This is a genomic window from Bradyrhizobium genosp. SA-4 str. CB756 (assembly GCF_000473125.1).
Classification (GTDB): Bacteria; Pseudomonadota; Alphaproteobacteria; order Rhizobiales; family Xanthobacteraceae; genus Bradyrhizobium; species Bradyrhizobium arachidis.
Genome location: NZ_KI421499.1, coordinates 9,550,741 through 9,569,668, shown reverse-complemented (window position 1 = coordinate 9,569,668; position 18,928 = coordinate 9,550,741). Strand labels below are relative to the sequence as shown.

15 protein-coding genes are annotated in these 18,928 nt (G+C 65.7%); 10 read left to right on the top strand and 5 right to left on the bottom strand.

What is annotated here, in order from left to right; translation table 11 throughout:
• Nucleotides 1–103: 103 nt before the first annotated feature.
• Complete coding sequence (gene mdlC / locus BRAGE_RS0146350; protein ID WP_027563837.1) at nucleotides 104–1,726, top strand: benzoylformate decarboxylase; 1,623 nt, start codon at nucleotides 104–106, stop codon at nucleotides 1,724–1,726.
• A 172-nt stretch (nucleotides 1,727–1,898) separates the two neighbouring features.
• On the opposite strand, the gene BRAGE_RS0146345 is transcribed toward mdlC, so the two are convergent.
• Complete coding sequence (locus BRAGE_RS0146345; protein WP_027563836.1) at nucleotides 1,899–2,675, bottom strand: SDR family NAD(P)-dependent oxidoreductase; 777 nt, start codon at nucleotides 2,673–2,675, stop codon at nucleotides 1,899–1,901.
• A gap of 75 nt (nucleotides 2,676–2,750) precedes the next feature.
• Between BRAGE_RS0146345 and BRAGE_RS51450 the strand changes: the two genes are divergently transcribed.
• Entirely contained in the window at nucleotides 2,751–3,212 is a 462-nt protein-coding gene (locus BRAGE_RS51450; protein ID WP_084334926.1) for a MarR family winged helix-turn-helix transcriptional regulator, read from the top strand.
• Nucleotides 3,213–3,401: 189 nt separating this feature from the next.
• On the opposite strand, the gene BRAGE_RS0146335 is transcribed toward BRAGE_RS51450, so the two are convergent.
• Nucleotides 3,402–4,196 carry an SDR family oxidoreductase gene (locus BRAGE_RS0146335; RefSeq protein ID WP_027563835.1) on the bottom strand — a complete coding sequence of 265 codons (795 nt, stop codon included), beginning with the start codon at nucleotides 4,194–4,196 and terminating at the stop codon, nucleotides 3,402–3,404.
• 64 nt (nucleotides 4,197–4,260) lie between these two features.
• Entirely contained in the window at nucleotides 4,261–4,956 is a 696-nt protein-coding gene (gene trhA / locus BRAGE_RS0146330; RefSeq protein ID WP_027563834.1) for a PAQR family membrane homeostasis protein TrhA, read from the bottom strand.
• Nucleotides 4,957–5,143: 187 nt separating this feature from the next.
• On the opposite strand from trhA, the gene BRAGE_RS0146325 reads away from it, so the two are divergent.
• Together BRAGE_RS0146325 and BRAGE_RS0146320 are read left to right on the top strand one after the other, a co-directional pair.
• Nucleotides 5,144–6,613, top strand: coding sequence for a YcjX family protein (locus BRAGE_RS0146325; RefSeq protein ID WP_027563833.1), 1,470 nt, complete (start codon nucleotides 5,144–5,146; stop codon nucleotides 6,611–6,613).
• Complete coding sequence (locus tag BRAGE_RS0146320) at nucleotides 6,610–7,638, top strand: YcjF family protein (protein ID WP_027563832.1); 1,029 nt, start codon at nucleotides 6,610–6,612, stop codon at nucleotides 7,636–7,638. The genes BRAGE_RS0146325 and BRAGE_RS0146320 overlap by 4 nt, the downstream gene beginning before the upstream one ends.
• A gap of 116 nt (nucleotides 7,639–7,754) precedes the next feature.
• Here the strand turns inward: BRAGE_RS0146320 and BRAGE_RS51445 are convergent, their stop codons facing one another.
• Nucleotides 7,755–9,272, bottom strand: a complete 1,518-nt coding sequence (locus tag BRAGE_RS51445; RefSeq protein ID WP_051378617.1) for a glycosyltransferase family 39 protein — start codon at nucleotides 9,270–9,272, stop codon at nucleotides 7,755–7,757.
• A 400-nt stretch (nucleotides 9,273–9,672) separates the two neighbouring features.
• Here BRAGE_RS51445 and BRAGE_RS0146310 point away from each other — a divergent pair, with 400 nt between their 5' ends.
• From BRAGE_RS0146310 to BRAGE_RS0146295, 4 genes are all read left to right on the top strand, one after another.
• The gene (locus BRAGE_RS0146310) at nucleotides 9,673–11,400 is read left to right on the top strand and encodes an adenylate/guanylate cyclase domain-containing protein (RefSeq protein ID WP_027563831.1); all 1,728 of its coding nucleotides are present in this window, start codon (nucleotides 9,673–9,675) and stop codon (nucleotides 11,398–11,400) included.
• Nucleotides 11,401–11,750: 350 nt separating this feature from the next.
• Nucleotides 11,751–12,950, top strand: a complete 1,200-nt coding sequence (locus tag BRAGE_RS0146305) for a molybdopterin-dependent oxidoreductase (RefSeq protein WP_028146529.1) — start codon at nucleotides 11,751–11,753, stop codon at nucleotides 12,948–12,950.
• An 11-nt stretch (nucleotides 12,951–12,961) separates the two neighbouring features.
• A complete protein-coding gene (locus BRAGE_RS0146300; RefSeq protein ID WP_027563829.1) occupies nucleotides 12,962–13,270 on the top strand; it encodes a sulfite:cytochrome C oxidoreductase subunit B in 309 nt (102 codons plus the stop codon).
• 208 nt (nucleotides 13,271–13,478) lie between these two features.
• Nucleotides 13,479–13,679 (top strand): cold-shock protein, encoded by a 201-nt coding sequence (locus tag BRAGE_RS0146295; RefSeq protein WP_008563500.1) that lies wholly within the window; start codon nucleotides 13,479–13,481, stop codon nucleotides 13,677–13,679.
• Between the two features lie 171 nt (nucleotides 13,680–13,850).
• Here the strand turns inward: BRAGE_RS0146295 and BRAGE_RS0146290 are convergent, their stop codons facing one another.
• Nucleotides 13,851–14,312: an Lrp/AsnC ligand binding domain-containing protein gene (locus tag BRAGE_RS0146290; RefSeq protein ID WP_027563828.1), complete on the bottom strand. Its 462-nt coding sequence runs from the start codon at nucleotides 14,310–14,312 to the stop codon at nucleotides 13,851–13,853.
• Between the two features lie 114 nt (nucleotides 14,313–14,426).
• On the opposite strand from BRAGE_RS0146290, the gene putA reads away from it, so the two are divergent.
• Both putA and BRAGE_RS0146280 read left to right on the top strand, forming a co-directional pair.
• Nucleotides 14,427–17,426: a bifunctional proline dehydrogenase/L-glutamate gamma-semialdehyde dehydrogenase PutA gene (gene putA / locus BRAGE_RS0146285; protein WP_027563827.1), complete on the top strand. Its 3,000-nt coding sequence runs from the start codon at nucleotides 14,427–14,429 to the stop codon at nucleotides 17,424–17,426.
• 256 nt (nucleotides 17,427–17,682) lie between these two features.
• Complete coding sequence (locus BRAGE_RS0146280; protein WP_027563826.1) at nucleotides 17,683–18,888, top strand: CaiB/BaiF CoA transferase family protein; 1,206 nt, start codon at nucleotides 17,683–17,685, stop codon at nucleotides 18,886–18,888.
• The last annotated feature ends 40 nt before the right edge of the window (nucleotides 18,889–18,928 follow it).

Below are 18,928 nucleotides of genomic sequence, written 5' to 3'. Positions count from 1 at the left end.
CCTTCGCGCGCGTCTCGAAGGGCGAGGCCACCAGCCGGGCCTTCATCCTTCGAGACGCGCGTTCCGCGCTCCTCAGGATGAGGAATTGATAGGGACGGAAACAATGTCCAAGAACGGCAAGACCGGCAGCAAGTCCGTCACCGTGAAGCAGGCGACGCTCGACCTGCTGCGCTCCTTCGGCATCAAAAAGGTGTTCGGCAATCCCGGCTCGACCGAGCTGCCGTTCCTGAGCGACTGGCCCGACGACATCGATTATGTGCTGGCGCTGCAGGAAGCCTCCGCGGTCGGTATGGCCGACGGCTACGCGCAGGCGACGCGCAATGCCGGCTTCGTCAATCTGCATTCGGCGGCCGGCGTCGGCAACGCGCTCGGCAACATCTACACTGCGCATCGCAACCAGACCCCGCTCGTGATCACCGCGGGCCAGCAGGCCCGCTCGATCCTGCCGCTGCAAGCGTTTCTCTACGCCGAGCGCGCCTCGGAATTTCCGCGGCCTTACGTCAAATACAGCGTCGAGCCGGCGCGGCCCGAGGACGTGCCGGCCGCGATCGCGCGGGCCTATTACACCGCGATGCAGCCGCCGTGCGGGCCGACCTTCGTGTCGATCCCGATCGACGACTGGGCCCATGCCTGCGCGCCGGTCGAGGCGCGCAAGGTCAGCCGCGAGACCGGCCCCGAGCCTGACGCCATGAAGGCACTTGTCGCGGCGCTCGGCTCGGCAAAGCACCCTGCCCTCGTGGTCGGCCCCGGTGTCGACCGCGCCGGCGCCGTCGACCTGATGGTCCGCGTGGCCGAGAAGGCCAAGGCCAGCGTCTGGGTCAGCCCGTTCTCGGCGCGCTGCTCGTTTCCCGAGCGGCATCCGCAATTCGCGGGCTTCCTGCACGCCTCGCCGGCGCAGCTCTCCGATGCGCTGCGCGAGCACGACCTCGTCGTCGTGATCGGCGCGCCGGTGTTCACCTTCCATGTCGAGGGCCATGCCGCGATCTTCGACGGTGGCGCGACGATCTTCCAGATCACTGATGATCCCGATGCGGCGGCGGTGACGCCGGTCGGCACCAGCATCATCGCGACGATGAAGCCGGCGCTGAGCCTGCTGCTCGACATGCTCCCCGAGAGCAAGCGGCCGACGCCGAAGGGCCGCACGCTGCCGCCGGCACCGCAGGCCGCCGATCCGCTACCGGTGGAGTTCCTGCTGCACTCGCTGTCGCAGGCAATGCCAGATGGCGCCTCGCTGGTCGAGGAAGTGCCCTCGCACCGGCCGGCGATGCAGAAATTCCTGCCGATGCGCGGGCAGGACAGTTTTTACACCATGGCGAGCGGCGGCCTCGGCTATTCGCTACCCGCCGCCGTCGGCATGGCGCTGGGCAAGCCGAAGCAGCGGACCGTCTGCCTGATCGGCGACGGCTCGGCGATGTATTCGATCCAGGCACTCTGGACCGCGGCGCAGCGCAAGTTGCCGCTGACCGTCGTCGTCATCAACAATTCCGGCTACGGCGCGATGCGCTCGTTCAGCCAGGTGATGCAGGTCCGCAACGTGCCCGGGCTGGAGCTGCCGGGGATCGATTTCGTGCGGCTTACCGAAGGCATGGGCTGCCACGCGGTGCGGGTGAGCAAGGCCGCGGAGCTCGGCGAGGCGCTGAAGCGCGGGATGGCGCATGAAGGCACGAGCCTTGTCGAGGTGATCGTGGATTCCGCGGTGCCGGTGCTGTACGGGCAGAAGCATTAGCTTTGTCGTCCCTGCGAACGCAGGGACCCATACCGCGTGATCTATCGATAAGCGCAGGTGTTAATACCGCAGGATAGAACAACTACCTGTCTTCGCCAAAGTCCTCCCTGTGGTTATGGGTCCCCGCGTTCGCGGGGCCGACACTGAATATTTGGCACGACCGCTCCGCCCATCACGACGCCAAAAATCCCCCGTCCGCCGCCAGCACGTGCCCGACGACATAGGATGACGCATCTGACGACAGCCACACCACGGCCTCCGCGACTTCCTCCGGATTGCCCATCCGCCGCAGCGGCAGGCCTGCGCTGACCGTTGCGACATCGCCGACGCCGGCGCGCAGCATCATGTCGGTGACGACGCGGCCGGGCGCGATGGCGTTGATGCGAATGCCGCGCGGTGCGTTCTCCATCGCCGCAGAGCGCGTCAGCGAGATCGCGGCGGCCTTCGAGGCCGAATAGAGCGAGAAGCCGGGATTGGGATTACGCACGCCGCTGACCGAGGCATTGACCACGATGCTGCCACGCCCCTGCTTTAGCATCGCCGGCAGTTGATGGCGCAGGCACAAAAACAGCGCGCGGACATTGGTGTCGAACACGCTGTCGTAGATGTCGGTGCCCTGCTCTTCCAGCGGCGCGCGGCGCTCCTGAAAACCGGCATTGTTGAAGGCGACGTCGAGCCGGCCGCAGCGCTCGATGGCCGCACGGACCAGCCGCGCGACGTCCTCTTCTTTCGTGATGTCGGTCTTGAGGGGGATCGCTTCTACACCGAGTTCGCGGCACGCCGCGGCGGTCGCATCGATCTCGGCCTCGCGCCGGCCCGCGACAAGGATCGCTTCCGCGCCTTCGGAGGCCATCCGCAAGGCCGTGGCGCGGCCGATGCCGCTGCCGCCACCTGTCACGAGGCAGACCTTGCCTCGCATCCGCATTCCCGATGGCAAAGTTCCGCTCATGGCACACTCCAAAACGCTTGCACGCTTCGTTGCGTGCATATAGTTGTATGATACAACTATATGCAGGGAGTCAAGATGGCCGAGCTTTCGCTGATCGACGACATCCGCGCCGCCTCGCGGTTGATGGTGCGGGAGCTCGGCTTCATGGATGCGACGGTGGCGGCCTCGGACTATCCGCCGTCGGCGGTCCATACCATTCTGGAGATCGGCATCCGCGGCCCGATGAATTCAGGCGAGCTCGGCGATTTCCTGCGGCTGGAGAAATCCAGCGTCAGCCGCCTGGTGCGCAAGCTGATCGACTGCGGGGAGCTGCGGGAGACGCCGGATGAGACGGATGCCCGCAGCAAGCTGCTGTCACTGACGCCGAAGGGACGGCGCACGCTGGAGGCGCTGCACGCATTCGGCCGGCAGCAGGTAAGCGGCGCGCTGGCGGCGTTGACGGTGGCGGAGCAGCGCACCGTGCGCGAGGGGATGATGCTCTACGCGCGGGCGCTGCGGGCGAGCCGGGTGGAGGGTGAGGCGGAGACGGTCGCATAACCACCGCTGTCGTCCCCGCGAACGCGGGGACCCATACCGCGTGATCTATCGGTAAAGCCGAGGGGTCAGTACCGCGCGAAAGAGAAACTACCAGCCCTCGCCAAATTTCTCCCTGTGGTTATGGGTCCCCGCGTTCGCGGGGACGACTGCGAGTATTTGGTTCGAGTCGTGCGTCAAACGCCCGGTCGGCTACTTCCCGAACTCCTCCCGCATCTTGGCCTGGATCTTCGCCATGCCGCCGATCCAGCGGTCGTAATTCTCGGTCTTCTTGCGCATGTAGCCGAGCACCTGGGGGTGCGGCAGGATCAGGAATGTCTCCTGCTCGAGGCCGGCGAGCACGTCCCGCGCCACCTGCTCGGGCGTGAGATCGCCGTCGCCGGATTGCGGGCCCTTGGGGATCGAGCGCAGCATGTTGGTGTCGACGCCCTGCGGGCAGAGGATCGAGACCTTGATGTTGTGCGCCTTGTGCGAGATCGCGAGGTTCTCGGCAAAGCCGACCGCGGCGTGTTTTGTCGTCGAATAAGCCGGGCTACCGACCTGCGACAAGAGGCCCGCGGCCGAGATGGTGTTGAGGAAATAGCCGCCGCCGCGCGCCTTCATGCGGGGGATCAGATGCCGCGCGGCATAGACATGGGCCATGACATGGATCGCCCAGCTGCGCTGCCACGGCTCGTCGGAGGCGCCGCCGGCATTTTCCGACATCGGATCGAAACCGCCGCCGATGCCGGCATTGGAGCAGAAGAGATCAATGGGGCCGAACTGCCGCTCGGTCTCCTCGATGACGTGCGTGATGTCCTTTTCCTGCGCGACGTCGCATTTGAACGCCGCGCCATTGACCGTGGCCGCGACCGCCCTTGCATTGCCGGCATCCATGTCGGCGACGACGACCTTGGCGGCACCCGCTTTGTGAAAGGCCTCGCACAGCGCCTTGCCGATGCCGTTTGCGCCGCCCGTGACAACCACGACCTTGCCGGTCACCTGCATGCGACGTCTCCTCTTGTCTTGTACCGCTTATACCGCGCCGCTTATTCCGCGTCGCGGATCCTGCTCAGCTCAACACGAGGTCGAGCACCGCGGTATAATGGCATGCCGCGCCGGCCAAGACAAAGCCGTGCCAGATCGCGTTCTGGAAGCGCAGCCGCCGCCAGGCGTGGAAGATCACGCCGAAACTGTAGAGCAGGCCGCCCGCGAGGATGAAACCCAGCACCAGCGCAGGCAGCGCCTGGACCACCGCGTCGTAGAGCATGAGGCCGCTCCAGCCCATGGCGAGATAGATGCCGACCGAGACGCGGTCGAACCGGCCGGGGTAAAACAGCTTGAGCACGATGCCGAGGATGGCGACGCACCAGACGCCGGCAAGGAGCACGAGCGCGAACACGCTGTCCTTCACTTCCAGGATGAACGGCGTGTAGGTCGCGGCGATCAGCAGGTAGATCGCGGAATGGTCGAACCGCCGCAGCAGCCATTTGGCCGGCGAGACCGGCCAGAGATTATAGGTCGCCGACAGCACCAGCATCGAGAGCAGGCCGGCGACGTAGATCGAGACGCCGACGATGTCGATCGCGGTCGCATAGATCGCCGTCAGCACCACCAGCACGGTCGCGGCGATGAGGCCGGCGAGGACGCCGATCGCGTGGATGATTCCGTCGGCGATCATCTCGGCGCGATCGTAGTTCCAGCCGATCACGTCGGCTGCGGCGTGGACGGAGGTGGATGCGAACTGTTTCAATTGGAAGACGGTCATGGCAATCCAGGAAAGCTTGAGGCAATGCCCTCTTGTATCGGTCTTTCGGGGCCGGCACGTCGTTCAAACGGCTGATTTGCCGATAAAGGCGGTAGAAGTATGAAAGCTTGATTTTCCTCAGGCAGTTGCCACTTTTTGTGATTAGTCCATTTTGCGTATCCCTCGCCCGAGCTCCCTCAACGTTCATATGGCATTCAGTTTCCAGGATATGGTCGAGGAGGCGCGCCTGTCGGCCCGGGCGCTGATCGACTATGGCGAGCACTTCTTCAACCCGACGGTACGGCTCGGCGTCACGGGCCTGTCGCGCGCCGGTAAGACCGTATTCATCACGGCGCTGATCCATGGCCTCACTCGCGGCGGGCGGTTTCCGGTGTTCGAGGCCTATGCCTCGGGCCGGATCGCGCGGGCGCATCTGGCGCCGCAGCCCGACGATGCCGTGCCGCGCTTTGCCTATGAGAACCATCTGCGCGCGCTGATCGAGGAGCGGCGCTGGCCGAACTCGACGGTCGATATCAGCGAGCTGCGCCTCGTCATCGACTACCAGCGCCCGAACGGCGCCGACCGCACGCTGACCCTCGACATCGTCGACTACCCCGGTGAATGGCTGCTCGACCTGCCGCTGCTGCAGAAGAGCTACGAGCAATGGTCCGCCGAAAGCCTGGCGCTGTCGCGCGACGCGCCGCGTGCGCATCTGGCCGCGGACTGGCACGCCCATCTTGCTACACTCAAGCCCGAAGCACGCGAGGACGAGCAGGCGACGCTGACGGCGGCAAAGCTCTTCACCAATTACTTGCGCGCCTGCCGCGACGAGCAGTTCGCGATGAGCCTGCTGCCGCCCGGCCGCTTCCTGATGCCTGGCAATCTCGCCGACACGCCGGCGCTGACCTTTGCGCCGCTCGACGTACCCGTTGGCGGTCAGGCGGGCGAGGGATCGCTGTGGGCGATGATGGTGCGCCGCTACGAGGCCTACAAGGACGTCGTGGTGCGGCCGTTCTTTCGCGATCATTTCGCGCGGCTCGATCGCCAGATCGTGCTGGCCGACGCGCTCGCCGCATTCAATTCCGGCCCCGAGGCGCTGCACGATCTCGAAGCGGCACTGGCCGGCATTCTCGACTGCTTCAACATCGGCCGCAGCACCATCCTCTCCAGCCTGTTCCGGCCGCGCATCGACCGCATCCTGTTCGCGGCGACCAAGGCGGACCATCTGCATCATTCCAGCCACGACCGGCTCGAGGCGGTGCTGCGCCGCGCCGTGACCCGCGCCGTGGCTCGGGCAGAAAATACAGGCGCTGCGATCGATGTCGTCGCGCTTGCCGCGGTGCGCGCCACGCGAGAGGCACAGGTCGCGCATGGCCGCGACAAATTGCCCTCGATCCTGGGAACACCGGCCGCGGGCGAAAGCGCCAACGGCGAGTTCTTCGACGGCAACACGGAAGTCGCGACCTTTCCGGGCGACCTGCCGCTCGATCCCGAACCGCTGTTCGACGGCAGGGATGCGTTCCGCGGCCTCGCCACAGAGGCAGCGGAGAAGAGCGATTTCCGCTTCCTGCGCTTCCGCCCGCCCAAGCTCGAGCACGAAGGCACGAGCGAGCCCGCGCTGCCACACATCCGCCTCGACCGTGCCCTGCAGTTCCTGATCGGAGACAAGCTCGCATGAACGATCGATCCCAGCAGCGGCGCCCGGCGACGTTCCGGCTCGACGATCCCGGCGTCATCGTCACCGAAGCCGACGACACCAGCCGGCTCGGCCGCGCCACCATCCAGATCACGCCGGAGCCTGATCCATCGACGTTTCCGGTGCCGATCGAGGCAGCACGTCCGGCGCGGCGCGGCTTTCCCTGGGGCACGCTGTTCTGGTCCGGCCTTGCCGGGCTGACGCTGCTCGGCACCGGGCTCGGCGTGGTGCATCTGATCGAGGATCTGTTTGCGCGCAGCGAAAGCCTCGGCTTCGTTGGCCTTGCCTTCGCGTTCGTCACCGCGCTCGCGCTTGCAGTGGTGATCGGGCGCGAGGCGTTCGGGCTCGCGCGCCTTGCAACCATCGAAAAGCTGCATCAGCGCGCGGCCGCGGTGCTTGCCAGCGACGATCGCAAGGAAAGCCGCGTCATCGTGCAGGATCTCATCAAGATCGCGCACCAGAATCCGCAGCTGGCGCGCGCCCGCGCCACGCTGGAGAGCCACACCGGCGAGATCATCGATGGCGCCGACATGATCCGCCTCGCCGAGCGCGAATTGATGTCGCCGCTGGACGCGGAGGCGCGGCGGCTGGTGTCATCGGCGGCGCAAAAGGTCTCGATCGTGACTGCGGTCTCGCCCCGCGCGGCGATCGACGTGCTGTTCGTGTTCGTCGCCGCGTTGCGACTGATCCGCCAGCTCGCTTTCCTCTATGGCGGCCGCCCCGGCGCGCTCGGCATGATCCGCCTGCTCCGCCACGTCATCGCCCACCTCGCCATCACCGGCGGCATGGCCGCGAGCGACAGCCTGGTGCAGCAGATGCTCGGGCACGGCATTGCGGCGAAGCTGTCGCAGCGGCTGGGCGAAGGCGTGCTGAACGGGCTCTTGACGGCGAGGCTGGGCCTCGCCGCGATCGACGTGACACGCCCGCTGCCGTTCGCAGCCCTGCCGCCGCCAAAACTGTCGGACCTCGCGACGGATCTGCTGCGGAAGAAGGACGAGGAGGAGTAGCGCGCTTCGCCTCTCCCCGCCCGCGGGGAGAGGCCGGAATTCAAGCACAGCTTGAATTCCGGGTGAGGGGGAGTCTCCACGAAACCAACTGTCACCGTTCCCGCGGAGACTCCCCCTCACCCCACCCCTCTCCCCGCAAGCGGGGAGAGGGAAAGGAAGGCCAGCACTTTCCACCAAAACAGCGGCGAATCCTTCGGCGGGGACAGCTCCGGGGTCCAGCCGGTGAGCTTTTCAATCACATAGGTATCCGTGAGAACGCCGCGCCAGCGGCGTTCGACTTCGCCGAGCGGCTGGCGCTGCGCGGGGATCGAATCCCACACCGGCGCGCGATTGTCCGGCTCGCGGCCGACATAGATGCCGGCATGGCCCCTGATCCGATCCATGCCGGGATCGCGGAAATCCTGGAAGCGGCCGCGCTCGTTGATCTCGATGACGGGCACGCGGCCGCGGAACAGCCAGCGCATCATGGCGTAGGTGCGGTAGTCCGTGGTGGCAATCCAGGTTGCGCCGGTCTCGTCCAGCGCGGCCTGCGCGCGCGCGGCGACCTGCTCGTAGCCCGCCTCGGCGCCGATCGGGTCGATCTTGCCGAGCAGATTCCAGGGCGCTGCGAGGTAATACAGGAACACAATGACGACGAAGGCGATGCCCGAGACGACCGCCGTGTTGAGCCAGAACACGCTCGACCGGATCAGCCTTGCCGACCACCCCTCGCGCGACAGGGCGGCGAGGTTGACGGCGGCACCGGCGAAGCCGACCGGCCACATGAACATCGGCCAGGTATCGCCGACCCGGAGCGTCATCGACTTCACGAGGAAATAGAGGAACGGCACCAGCACCGCGGTCGACAGCAGGATCGCGACCGGCTCCCGCGTGCGATAGCCGCGCCACGCCGTCATCGCGAGGCCCGTCAGCACCACCGGCAGCATGACGAAGCCGACGAGACCGAATTGCAGGCCGATGTAGTCGCCGACCGTGCGCAGCGAGATGCCGTAATTGGTGGTGGCGCGCACGCCCTGGAAACGGAACGAGGCCCAATCGTGCTGCGCGTTCCAGATCAAGACCGGCGAGAACACGGCGATGGCGATCAGCGCCGCTAGGTAAGGATACGGGCTGCGCAGCCAGCGCCAGCGCCAATCCGGCACCAGCAGGAACGCCGCAACCGCCGGCGCGAACATGATCGCTGTGAATTTCGACAGCAGCGACAGCCCGGCGAACAGTCCGGCCGCGAGCCACCAGCGTCCATCGCCGCTTTGCGCCAGCCGCACCAGCGACCACATCATCGCCACCGCGAACGGGATCATGGCGACGTCGGGCGCGACCTTGGCCATCAGCAGGCCGTAATAGAGCGCGGCTTCCGGCATCAGCACCGCGAACACGATCGCGCGCGCATCATGGGTGAGACGGCGGACGATGTCGGCGAGCAGCAGCTGTGTCACCAGCATCGCGACGATGCCGCCGAAGCGCACGCCGAGCGCGGTGTCGCCGAAGATAGCGGTGCCGAAGCGGATCAGCCAGGCGATCATGGGGGGATGATCGAGAAAGCTGAGCGCGCCCTCCTTCGACCAGGTCCAGTAATAGGCCTCGTCGGTGCGCAGCTCGATCGCCGAGGCGTAGACGATGCGCAGCACCGTCATCGCGGCGATGACGAGCACGGCAATGAGGATGAGCCGGCGTTCGGCGCCGTCTGGCTTCGCAGAGATGTCGGGAGCGATCGTCACGGCCGCGCTTTTCGCTAACCTCGGAGGGGGAGTCAATGCGGGGGTCCCAACATCGGTGTCGTCCCGGGCAAGCGAAGCGCAGACCCGGGACCCATAACCACAGGGCGGAGTTTGGCGAAGACTCGGAGTTACCAGCCCGTCACACGACCGCTCCCTGTGGTTATGGGTCCCGGATCGGCGCTCCGCTTCGCTACGCTTGTCCGGGACGACACCAGCTTATTTGGCAACTATCGCGCATGTGATCGGGCGAGCTGTCCACTCCGGGAATTAAACGCTAGGCTGGCTGTTCTCATTGATGAACTGATACAACCGAATCATGGCCACCGCTCCCGTCCACATGCCCGAACTCGTCCGCGCGACCGGCGTGCGGCAGGTGCGGCTGGTCTGCGGCATCATCCTGTTCGCTTACGTGATCAGCCATTTCCTCAACCATGCGCTCGGCAACATCTCGGTCGATGCCATGGAGGTCGGGGTCTATTATCACACGGCATTCTGGCAATTCCTGCCCGTCGCGATTGTGTTCTACGGCGCCGCCCTCACCCATATGGGGCTCGGCGTCTACGCGCTGTATCAGCGCCGGCAGTTCCGCTGGAAGACCATCGAGCCGCTCCAGCTCGTGCTGGGATTGAGCATTCCGGCGCTGGTCATGGCGCATGTGATCGGCGTGCGGCTCGGCCAGACCTTGTACGGGCACCAGAAGCTCTATCCGCAGGAGCTCTATCTGTTCTTCTCTTCGAACCGCATCTGGACCATGACGATCCTGCTCACCATCGCCTGGATCCACGGCTGCATCGGCATCTATTTCTGGCTTCGCCTGAAACCGTTCTTCACGCGCGCGGCGCCCTATCTGCTCGCGGCCGCCGTGCTGATCCCGACGCTGTCGCTGCTCGGCGTCTATCAGGGCGGCCGCAGCGTGATGTTCGATGCCGATGACGGCGAATGGCGCACGCACAATCTCACCCGCCGCCAGCTCGGCTCGACGGCCGAGGCCGCAACGCTCGACCGCATCACCAACACCCTCACCATCGGCTATGTCGGCCTGCTCGGACTGGTGCTGGCGGCGCGCGGCGTGCGGGCCTTGCGCGAACGGCGCGGCGGCATGATCGCGCTGTCCTACGGCAACGGCAAGACGGTGCGGGTGCCAAAGGGCCTGTCCGTGCTGGAGGCGAGCCTGCGCCACAACGTGCCGCATGCCAGCGTCTGCGGCGGCCGCGCCCGCTGCTCGACCTGCCGCATCCGTATCATCGGCGACCATGCCGTCCTGCCCGAGCCGTCGCAGCGCGAGGCGTTCGTGCTCGCCCGTGTCGGCACCGCCGATCCCTCGATCCGGCTTGCCTGCCAGTTGCGGCCGGAGTGCGACCTCTCCTTCTTCCAGCTCTTCACGCCGCACACTCTGTCCGCCAACGCGCACGCCTCGACGCCCACGCGAATCGGCCAGGAGCGCTATCTCGTCAGCCTGTTCGTGGACATGCGCGGCTCGACGCAGCTTGCCGAGAAGCGGCTGCCGTTCGACACCGTCTTCATCGTCAACCGCTTCCTCGGCGCGGTCTCGCAGGCGGTGATCGAGCATGGCGGCCAGCCGAACCAGTTCGTCGGCGACGGCATGCTCGCGCTGTTCGGACTGTCAGCCGATCCGCAAGCAGCCTGCCGGCAGGCGCTGAAGGCGGCCAGCAGCATCGCCGCGAATATCGACGAGCTCAACGACCTCCTCAGCCATGATCTGCGCCAGCCGATCCGGTTCGGCATCGGCATCCATGGCGGCGAGGTCATCATCGGCGACATCGGCTATCGCGATCACATCGTGTTCACAGCGCTCGGCGACGCCGTCAACGTCGCCGCCCGCCTCCAGGACATGACCAAGACCCTGGCCTGCGAGGCCATCGTCTCCGAGGAAGTCCGCCGCACCGCCGGCCTTGGCGACGATTCGCTGCCGCAGCAGGAAGTCGCGATCCGCGGCCGCGACGAGCCGATGGCCGTGCGCGTGGTTGCGGATGCGAGGGAGCTTGCGGCGCTGGTCGATCGCGGCGAGCGCGTGGCGGCCTGATTCTTCTTCACCTCTCCCCGCTTGCGGGGAGAGGTCGGATCGCCTCGGCGATGCGAAGCATCGTCCGGTGCGATCCGGGTGAGGGGGTACAGGTCTCACGACGACCTCACGTGCGGAGAGAGGCCCCTCACCCCAACCCTCTCCCCGTAAGAACGGGGCGAGGGAGCGCACCATCGTCGCCGCTACAGCCAGGCTCAATCTCGTTACAGACGTAACACCGGCTTGCTGCAACGCAGCGGCATGGGCTTGCTGCGAAAGCACGAATTGACTTCATTCAAATCGTTGCGACAGATGAGCGCGGGATCGCGGTGATGACCGCTGTCCAACGAAAAGCTCCGGGAGGAGACACCATGTTCGATCGACGCGACCTGCTCAAAGGAGCGGGACTTGCCGCTATCGCGGCCACACTGAATTCCACCAAGGCGCTGGCCCTCGACACCGTCACGCTGCCCTTCACCAATGGCGAACGGCCGCTGGTGAAATATCCACAGAAGCGGCCGATGATCGGTCTGACCAGCCGGCCGCCGCAGCTCGAGACGCCGTTCGCTGTCTTCAACGACGGCCCGATCACGCCGAACAACGCGTTCTTCGTGCGCTATCACCTCTCCGACCTGCCCTACAATCTCGACCCCGACAAGTTCACGCTTGAGGTCAAGGGCAAGGTCGACAAGCCGCTCAAGCTGTCGCTCCAGGACATCAGGAAGATGAAGGCGACCGAGATCGTCGCCGTCAACCAGTGCTCCGGCAACAGCCGCGGCTTTTCCGAGCCGCGCGTCGCCGGTGGCCAGCTCGCCAACGGCGCGATGGGTTGCGCGCGCTGGCGCGGCGTGCCGCTCAAGACCGTGCTGGAGATGGCCGGCGTGCAGGCCGGCGCCAAGCAGGTCACGTTCAACGGCATGGACGGCCCGGTCAGCGACAAGACGCCCGATTTCATCAAGGCGCTCGACATCGACCACGCCAGCAACGGCGAGGTGATGCTGGCCTATGGCATGAACGGCGAGGCCCTGCCGTTCCTCAACGGCTTCCCGCTGCGCCTGGTCGTGCCCGGCTATTACGGCACCTACTGGGTCAAGCACCTCAACGAGATCACCGTCATCGACAACGTCTATGACGGCTTCTGGATGAAGTCGGCCTATCGCATTCCCGATACGCCCAACAATGCGATCGAGCCGGGCACCGCGCCGAAGGCGACGATCCCGATCAACCGCTTCACCATCCGCTCCTTCATCACCAGTGTGCCTGATGGCGCCAAGCTGAAGGCGGGACGCACGACGTTGCGCGGCATCGCCTTCGACGGCGGCAAGGGCATCAAGGAGGTCCAGGTCTCCACCGACGGCGGCAAGACTTGGGCGAGCGCCAAGCTCGGCAAGGATCTCGGCAAATACGCATTCCGTGAATGGAAGCTGCCGGTGAAGCTTGCGGCCGGCCAGGTCGAGCTCAAGGTGCGCGCCACCGGCAATGGCGGCGAGACCCAGCCGGATACGCCGCGCTGGAACCCCGCGGGTTATCTGCGCAATGTCGTCGAAACCACGCGCGTCACCGTCGCCTGAGGAGAATGATCATGCAGCGCACCGTTCTCTTCGCCGCCTCGCTCGCCTTCGCCGCATTGCTGGGCTCGGCGCTTGCGGCGCCGGTCAATTACAAGACCCCCGACGAGGTCGCCGCGTTCAAGCCCGGGCCCAATCTGGAGGTCGTGCAGGGCAATTGCACCGCCTGCCACTCGTCCGACTACGTCGCCACACAGCCGCCGATGAAGGACAAGAAGGGCTTCTGGCAGGCCGAGGTGACCAAGATGATCAAGGTCTATGGCGCACCGATCGACGATGCCGATGTCGGCAAGATCGTCGATTATCTGGCCGCGACTTATTGACGGACGGCACGCGGGGTGCGGGCCATTTGACCGCCAAACGGGCAAAACCGGCAAAAACGCCGCGAAGTTGAGCGGAATTCGGCGAAATGCTGATGTGGTTTGAGCTACCAAGCCCGCCACAATCCGCGTATCCTGTTAGGACCGAACCGGCCGGTTGGCGGGGACTGGCGGTTCGCGATCTCGGAGGAAGACCCGCGGAGAAGTCGTGATGGCTAAAGGTACGGTCAAGTGGTTCAACCCGACGAAGGGTTATGGATTTATCCAGCCTGCGTCGGGGGGCAAGGATGTGTTCGTGCATATCTCGGCAGTGCAGAAAGCCGGCCTGTCCACCCTGAACGAGGGACAGACGGTTGAATACGAAGAGATCGCAAACCGGGGCAAGACCTCCGCAGAGAACCTCAAAGTATAAGCCCGCCAGCCTTTGCTGCCTCCCGGATCGATCCGGGAGCGGGGCCAAGAAAATTTCAGAAGACGGCCAGTGCATTCGACGACAGGCGTTGCGATTGCACACGGAGAGCTATTTTTCCCGCGAAAACCGCATCCTCAACGCCACAGCAATGACAATCGCGACCGCACTTCGTTACTCTACCGGCAACGGTGCGTCGCGCTTGATCTCCTCCATCACCGCATAGGTTCGCGTCTCGCGCACGCCCGGCATCGACAGCAGGGTCTCGCCGAGGAAACGTCGATAGGCGGTCATGTCCGCAAGCCGCGCCTTCACTAGATAGTCGAAGCCGCCTGCAACCATGTGACACTCCAGCACTTCAGGCGCGAGTTTCACCGCGCGCGCGAAGCGCTCGAAATTGTCGGGCGTGGTCTTGTCGAGCAGCACCTCGACGAACACCAGCAGGCCAAGGCCCAGCCGGTGCGGATTGAGCCGCGCGCCATAGCCCTCGATAAAGCCCTCACGTTGCAACCGCTTCAGCCGTTCGCCGATCGAGGTCGGCGACAGGCCGATGCGCTCGGCCAGCTCGACATTGGCGATTCGCCCATCCTGCTGCAAAACAGAGAGGATTTTCCGGTCGATTCGATCGAGTTCCATATTTTCTGCGGCTATCTTATCATCGATCTTCATTTTCTAAGGCAAAATTATTAAATTGTCTATCGAGCTACGGTCACGCGGGCCTTATTCTGAGTTTGAGCCACAGGACACGCCATGCCAGACATCCCGCCGCCCTTCACCGCGCCTTACGCCCCTGATGATGCCGAGATCGCAGCAAAGCTCCTGCCCGCGTCGCATCTGAGCCCGCCGCAGGAGGCGCGCATCGACCGCACTGCGACCCGGCTGATCGAGGCGATCCGCAAGCGCGACGACCGGCTCGGCGGCGTCGAGGACATGCTGCGGGAGTTCGCGCTCTCGACCAAGGAAGGGCTGGCGCTGATGGTGCTGGCCGAGGCGCTGCTGCGCGTGCCCGACGCGCGCACCGCCGACCAGTTCATCGAGGACAAGCTCGGCGAGGGCGACTTCATCCATCACGAGACCAAGTCCACGGCGTTCCTGGTCAACGCCTCGGCCTGGGCGCTGGGCCTGTCGGCGCGGGTGATCCAGCCCGGCGAGACGCCGGACGGCACCATCGGCCGCCTCGTGAAGCGGCTTGGCGCGCCCGCGGTGCGCACCGCGACGCGCCAGGCGATGCGGCTGATGGGCAATCATTTCGTGCTGGGCGAGACGATCGAGCAGGCGCTGGAACGGGGCAAGCCGCGCTCCGGCCAGAAGCCGCGCTACTCCTTCGACATGCTCGGCGAAGGCGCCCGCACGGCGGCGGACGCGAAGCGCTATTTCGACGCCTATGCCAGTGCGATTGAAACCATCGGCAAGGCGGCGGGTGATCATCCCCTGCCCGACCGGCCAGGCATCTCGGTAAAACTCTCGGCGCTGCATCCGCGCTTCGAGGCGATCAGCCGCGACCGCGTCATGGCCGAGCTGGTGCCGCTGCTGCTGGATCTCGCGCAACGCGCCAAGGCCCATGACCTCAACTTCACCGTCGATGCCGAGGAAGCCGACCGGCTGGAACTGTCGCTCGACGTGATCGCGGCGACGCTCGCCGATCCCTCACTCAAAGGATGGGACGGCTTTGGCCTCGCGATCCAGGCCTATCAGAAGCGCGCCAGCGCCGTGATCGACTATGTCGACGCGCTGGCGCGCGCGCACGACCGCAAGCTGATGGTGCGCCTCGTCAAGGGCGCCTATTGGGACACCGAGATCAAGCGCGCGCAGGAGCGGGGGCTCGACGGCTATCCCGTGTTCACGCGCAAGGCGATGACGGATCTGAACTACGTCGCCTGCGCCTCGAAGCTGCTGGCCTTGCGGCCGCGCATCTTCCCGCAATTCGCCACCCACAACGCACTGACGGTTGCGACCGTGCTGGAGCTTGCGCATGGCAGCGGCGGCTTCGAATTCCAGCGCCTACATGGCATGGGCGAGGCGCTCTACGAGCAGCTCGCCAAGGACCATCCTGATATCGCCTACCGCACCTATGCGCCGGTCGGCAGCCATCGCGATCTGCTGGCCTATCTGGTCCGACGTCTCCTGGAGAACGGCGCCAATTCTTCGTTCGTGGCGCAGGCCGCCGATTACCGCGTGCCGGTCCCGGCGCTGTTGCAGCGACCGGCAGATGCCATCGTCCGGCCGCAGGCGGCGGCGCATCCCAGGATTCCGCTGCCGGGCGATCTGTTCGCACCGGAGCGGCGCAATTCGCGTGGCGTCGAGTTCGGTGCGCGTGCCGCACTCGATCAGTTGCTCACGGACGTCAAAGCTGAGGCGACTGATCTCAAGCCGATTGCCGATGCCACGCCGGAGCAGGCCAACGCAGCGGTGACTGCGGCGAGCGCAGGCTTTGCCGCATGGAGCCGGACGCCGGCGGCCGTGCGCGCGGCGGCGCTGGAGCAGGCTGCGCATCTCCTGGAGAGCCGCAGCACGCATTTCATCGCGCTTTTGCAGCGCGAGGGCGGCAAGACGCTCGACGATGCGCTGTCGGAGCTGCGCGAGGCTGCCGATTTCTGCCGTTACTACGCTGCGCAGGGCCGAAAGCTGTTCGGTGCTGATGCCGCCATGCCGGGCCCGACCGGCGAGAGCAATGCGCTCGCCATGCGCGGCCGCGGCGTGTTCGTCGCGATCTCGCCGTGGAATTTCCCGCTGGCGATTTTCCTCGGCCAGGTCACGGCGGCGCTGGTGGCCGGCAACTGCGTGGTGGCAAAGCCGGCCGAGCAGACGCCGCGCATCGCGCGCGAGGCGGTCGCCCTGCTGCACGAGGCCGGCATTCCCAAGGGCGCACTGCATCTCGTCACCGGCGACGGCCGCATCGGCGCAGTGCTCACCGCGCATCAAGACATCGCAGGCGTCGTCTTCACCGGCTCGACCGAGGTCGCGCGGGCGATCAACCGGACGCTCGCCGCCAAGGATGGGCCGATCGTGCCGCTGATCGCGGAGACCGGCGGCATCAATGCGATGATCGCCGATGCGACCGCGCTGCCCGAGCAGGTCGCCGACGACGTCGTCACCTCCGCGTTCCGCTCCGCCGGCCAGCGCTGCTCGGCGCTGCGGCTCTTGTTCGTGCAGGAGGACGTCGCCGACCGCATGATCGAGATGATCGCGGGCGCTGCGCGTGAATTGAGGATCGGAGATCCCGCAGATGTCGCGACCCATGTCGGACCGGTGATCGACCTTGAGGCCAAGCAGCGGCTCGATGCGCACGTCGCGCGGATGAAGAGCGAGGCGAAGTTGCACTTTGCCGGCAAGGCGCCCGAAGGCTGCTTCGTCGCGCCGCACATCTTCGAGCTCAAGGACGCCGGCCAGCTCAAAGAGGAGGTGTTCGGCCCGATTCTCCATGTCGTGCGCTACCGCGCCGAGAACCTCGAGCGCGTGCTGCAGGCGATCGCGCGCACCGGTTACGGGCTGACGCTCGGCGTCCACTCGCGCATCGACGACACCATCGAGGCGATCATCGACCGCGTCCAGGTCGGCAACATCTACGTCAACCGCAACATGATCGGCGCCGTGGTCGGCGTGCAGCCGTTCGGCGGCAATGGCCTTTCCGGAACCGGCCCCAAGGCCGGCGGCCCGCATTATCTCGCGCGGTTTGCGACCGAGCAGACCGTGACGATCAACACCGCGGCAGCGGGCGGCAATGCGGCGCTGCTCGCGGGGGAGGAGTGAGGACGCTTCTGAATTCACGGCTCGCATCGGCGCGCAATCGCAGCTCCGTCATCCTGAGGTGCGAGGGCCGCTGAAGAAGCGGCCACCTCAGGGTGACGGAGATGGTTTCGGGTCGGTGGCGGACGCGCGCTGGACACAGCAAGCCCTGCGCCTGGCGCCGTTGCATCCCGGCGAAACATCGGTCTAATGCTCCCATGATCCGCCCGCGCCAATTCCAGCGCGCGGGAAACGACAAGAACGAGGGAGCAACGCCGCGATGGAAAAGGGCATTTTTGCGGGCCTGAAGGTTCTGGACTGCGCGAGCTTCATCGCAGCGCCCGCGGCCGCGACCGTGCTGTCGGATTTCGGCGCCGACGTCATCAAGATCGAGCCGCCCGGCGCCGGCGACCCCTATCGCAATCTGCCCAACATTCCGGGCTATCCAAGCAGCGAGCACAATTACGCCTGGCTGCTGGAGGCCCGCAACAAGAAGAGCATCGCACTCGACCTTTCCAAGCCCGAAGCGCAGGCCGTGCTCTACAAGCTGGTGGAGGAGGCCGACGTCTTCATCACCAACATGCCGCCGCCGGTGCGCGCCAAGCTCGGCATCACCTATGACCATCTCGCCCATCTCAACGACCGGCTGATCTACGCCTCCTTCACCGGCTATGGCGAAAAGGGCGAAGAGGCCAACAAGCCCGGCTTCGACAGCAACGCTTATTGGGCGCGCTCCGGCCTGATGGACCTCGTCCGCGCCGACACTGAGACCACTCCGGCGCGCTCGGTCGCCGGCATGGGCGACCACCCCTGCGCCATGGCGCTCTACAGCGCGATCGTCACGGCGCTCTATCAGCGCGAGAAGACCGGCAAGGGCTCGCATGTCGCCTCCAATCTGATGGCAAACGGCATTTGGGCGGCGAGCGTGCTGGCACAGGCAAAGCTGAGCGGCGCCAAATTCGCCGAGCGACGGCCACGCGAGCGAGCGCTCAACGCGGTCGCCAATCACTATCAATGCAAGGACGGCCGCTGGCTGATCCTGTCGCTGCTGAGCGAGGAGAGGCAGTTTCCAACCTTGGCCAAATGCCTGGGACGCGAAGACCTCATCACCGATCCGCGCTTCGCCACCAAGCCCGACCGCCACGCCCGCTCGGTGGAGTTGATCAAGATATTTGATGAGACCTTTGCCACCAAGGATCTCGCCGAATGGCGAAAAATTCTCGACGGCAACGGGCTCGTGTTCGGCATCGTCGGCATTCTCGATGACATCCCCAACGACAAGCAGATGCTCGACAACGAGGTGCTGGTGCCGTTCGAGAACGACACCATGCTCACCATCTCCAGCCCGATCTGGATCGACGGCGCCAAGAAGGTCCAGCCGCGCAAGCCGCCAGCCGTCGGCGAGCACAGTGACGAGATTTTGCGCGGGGCGGGATACGACGAGCAGGCGATCAAAGAGCTGCGAGGTTCGGGGGCGGTGGGTTAGCCCCATCGTCTCCGCAAACTCCGTCATTGCGAGCGCAACG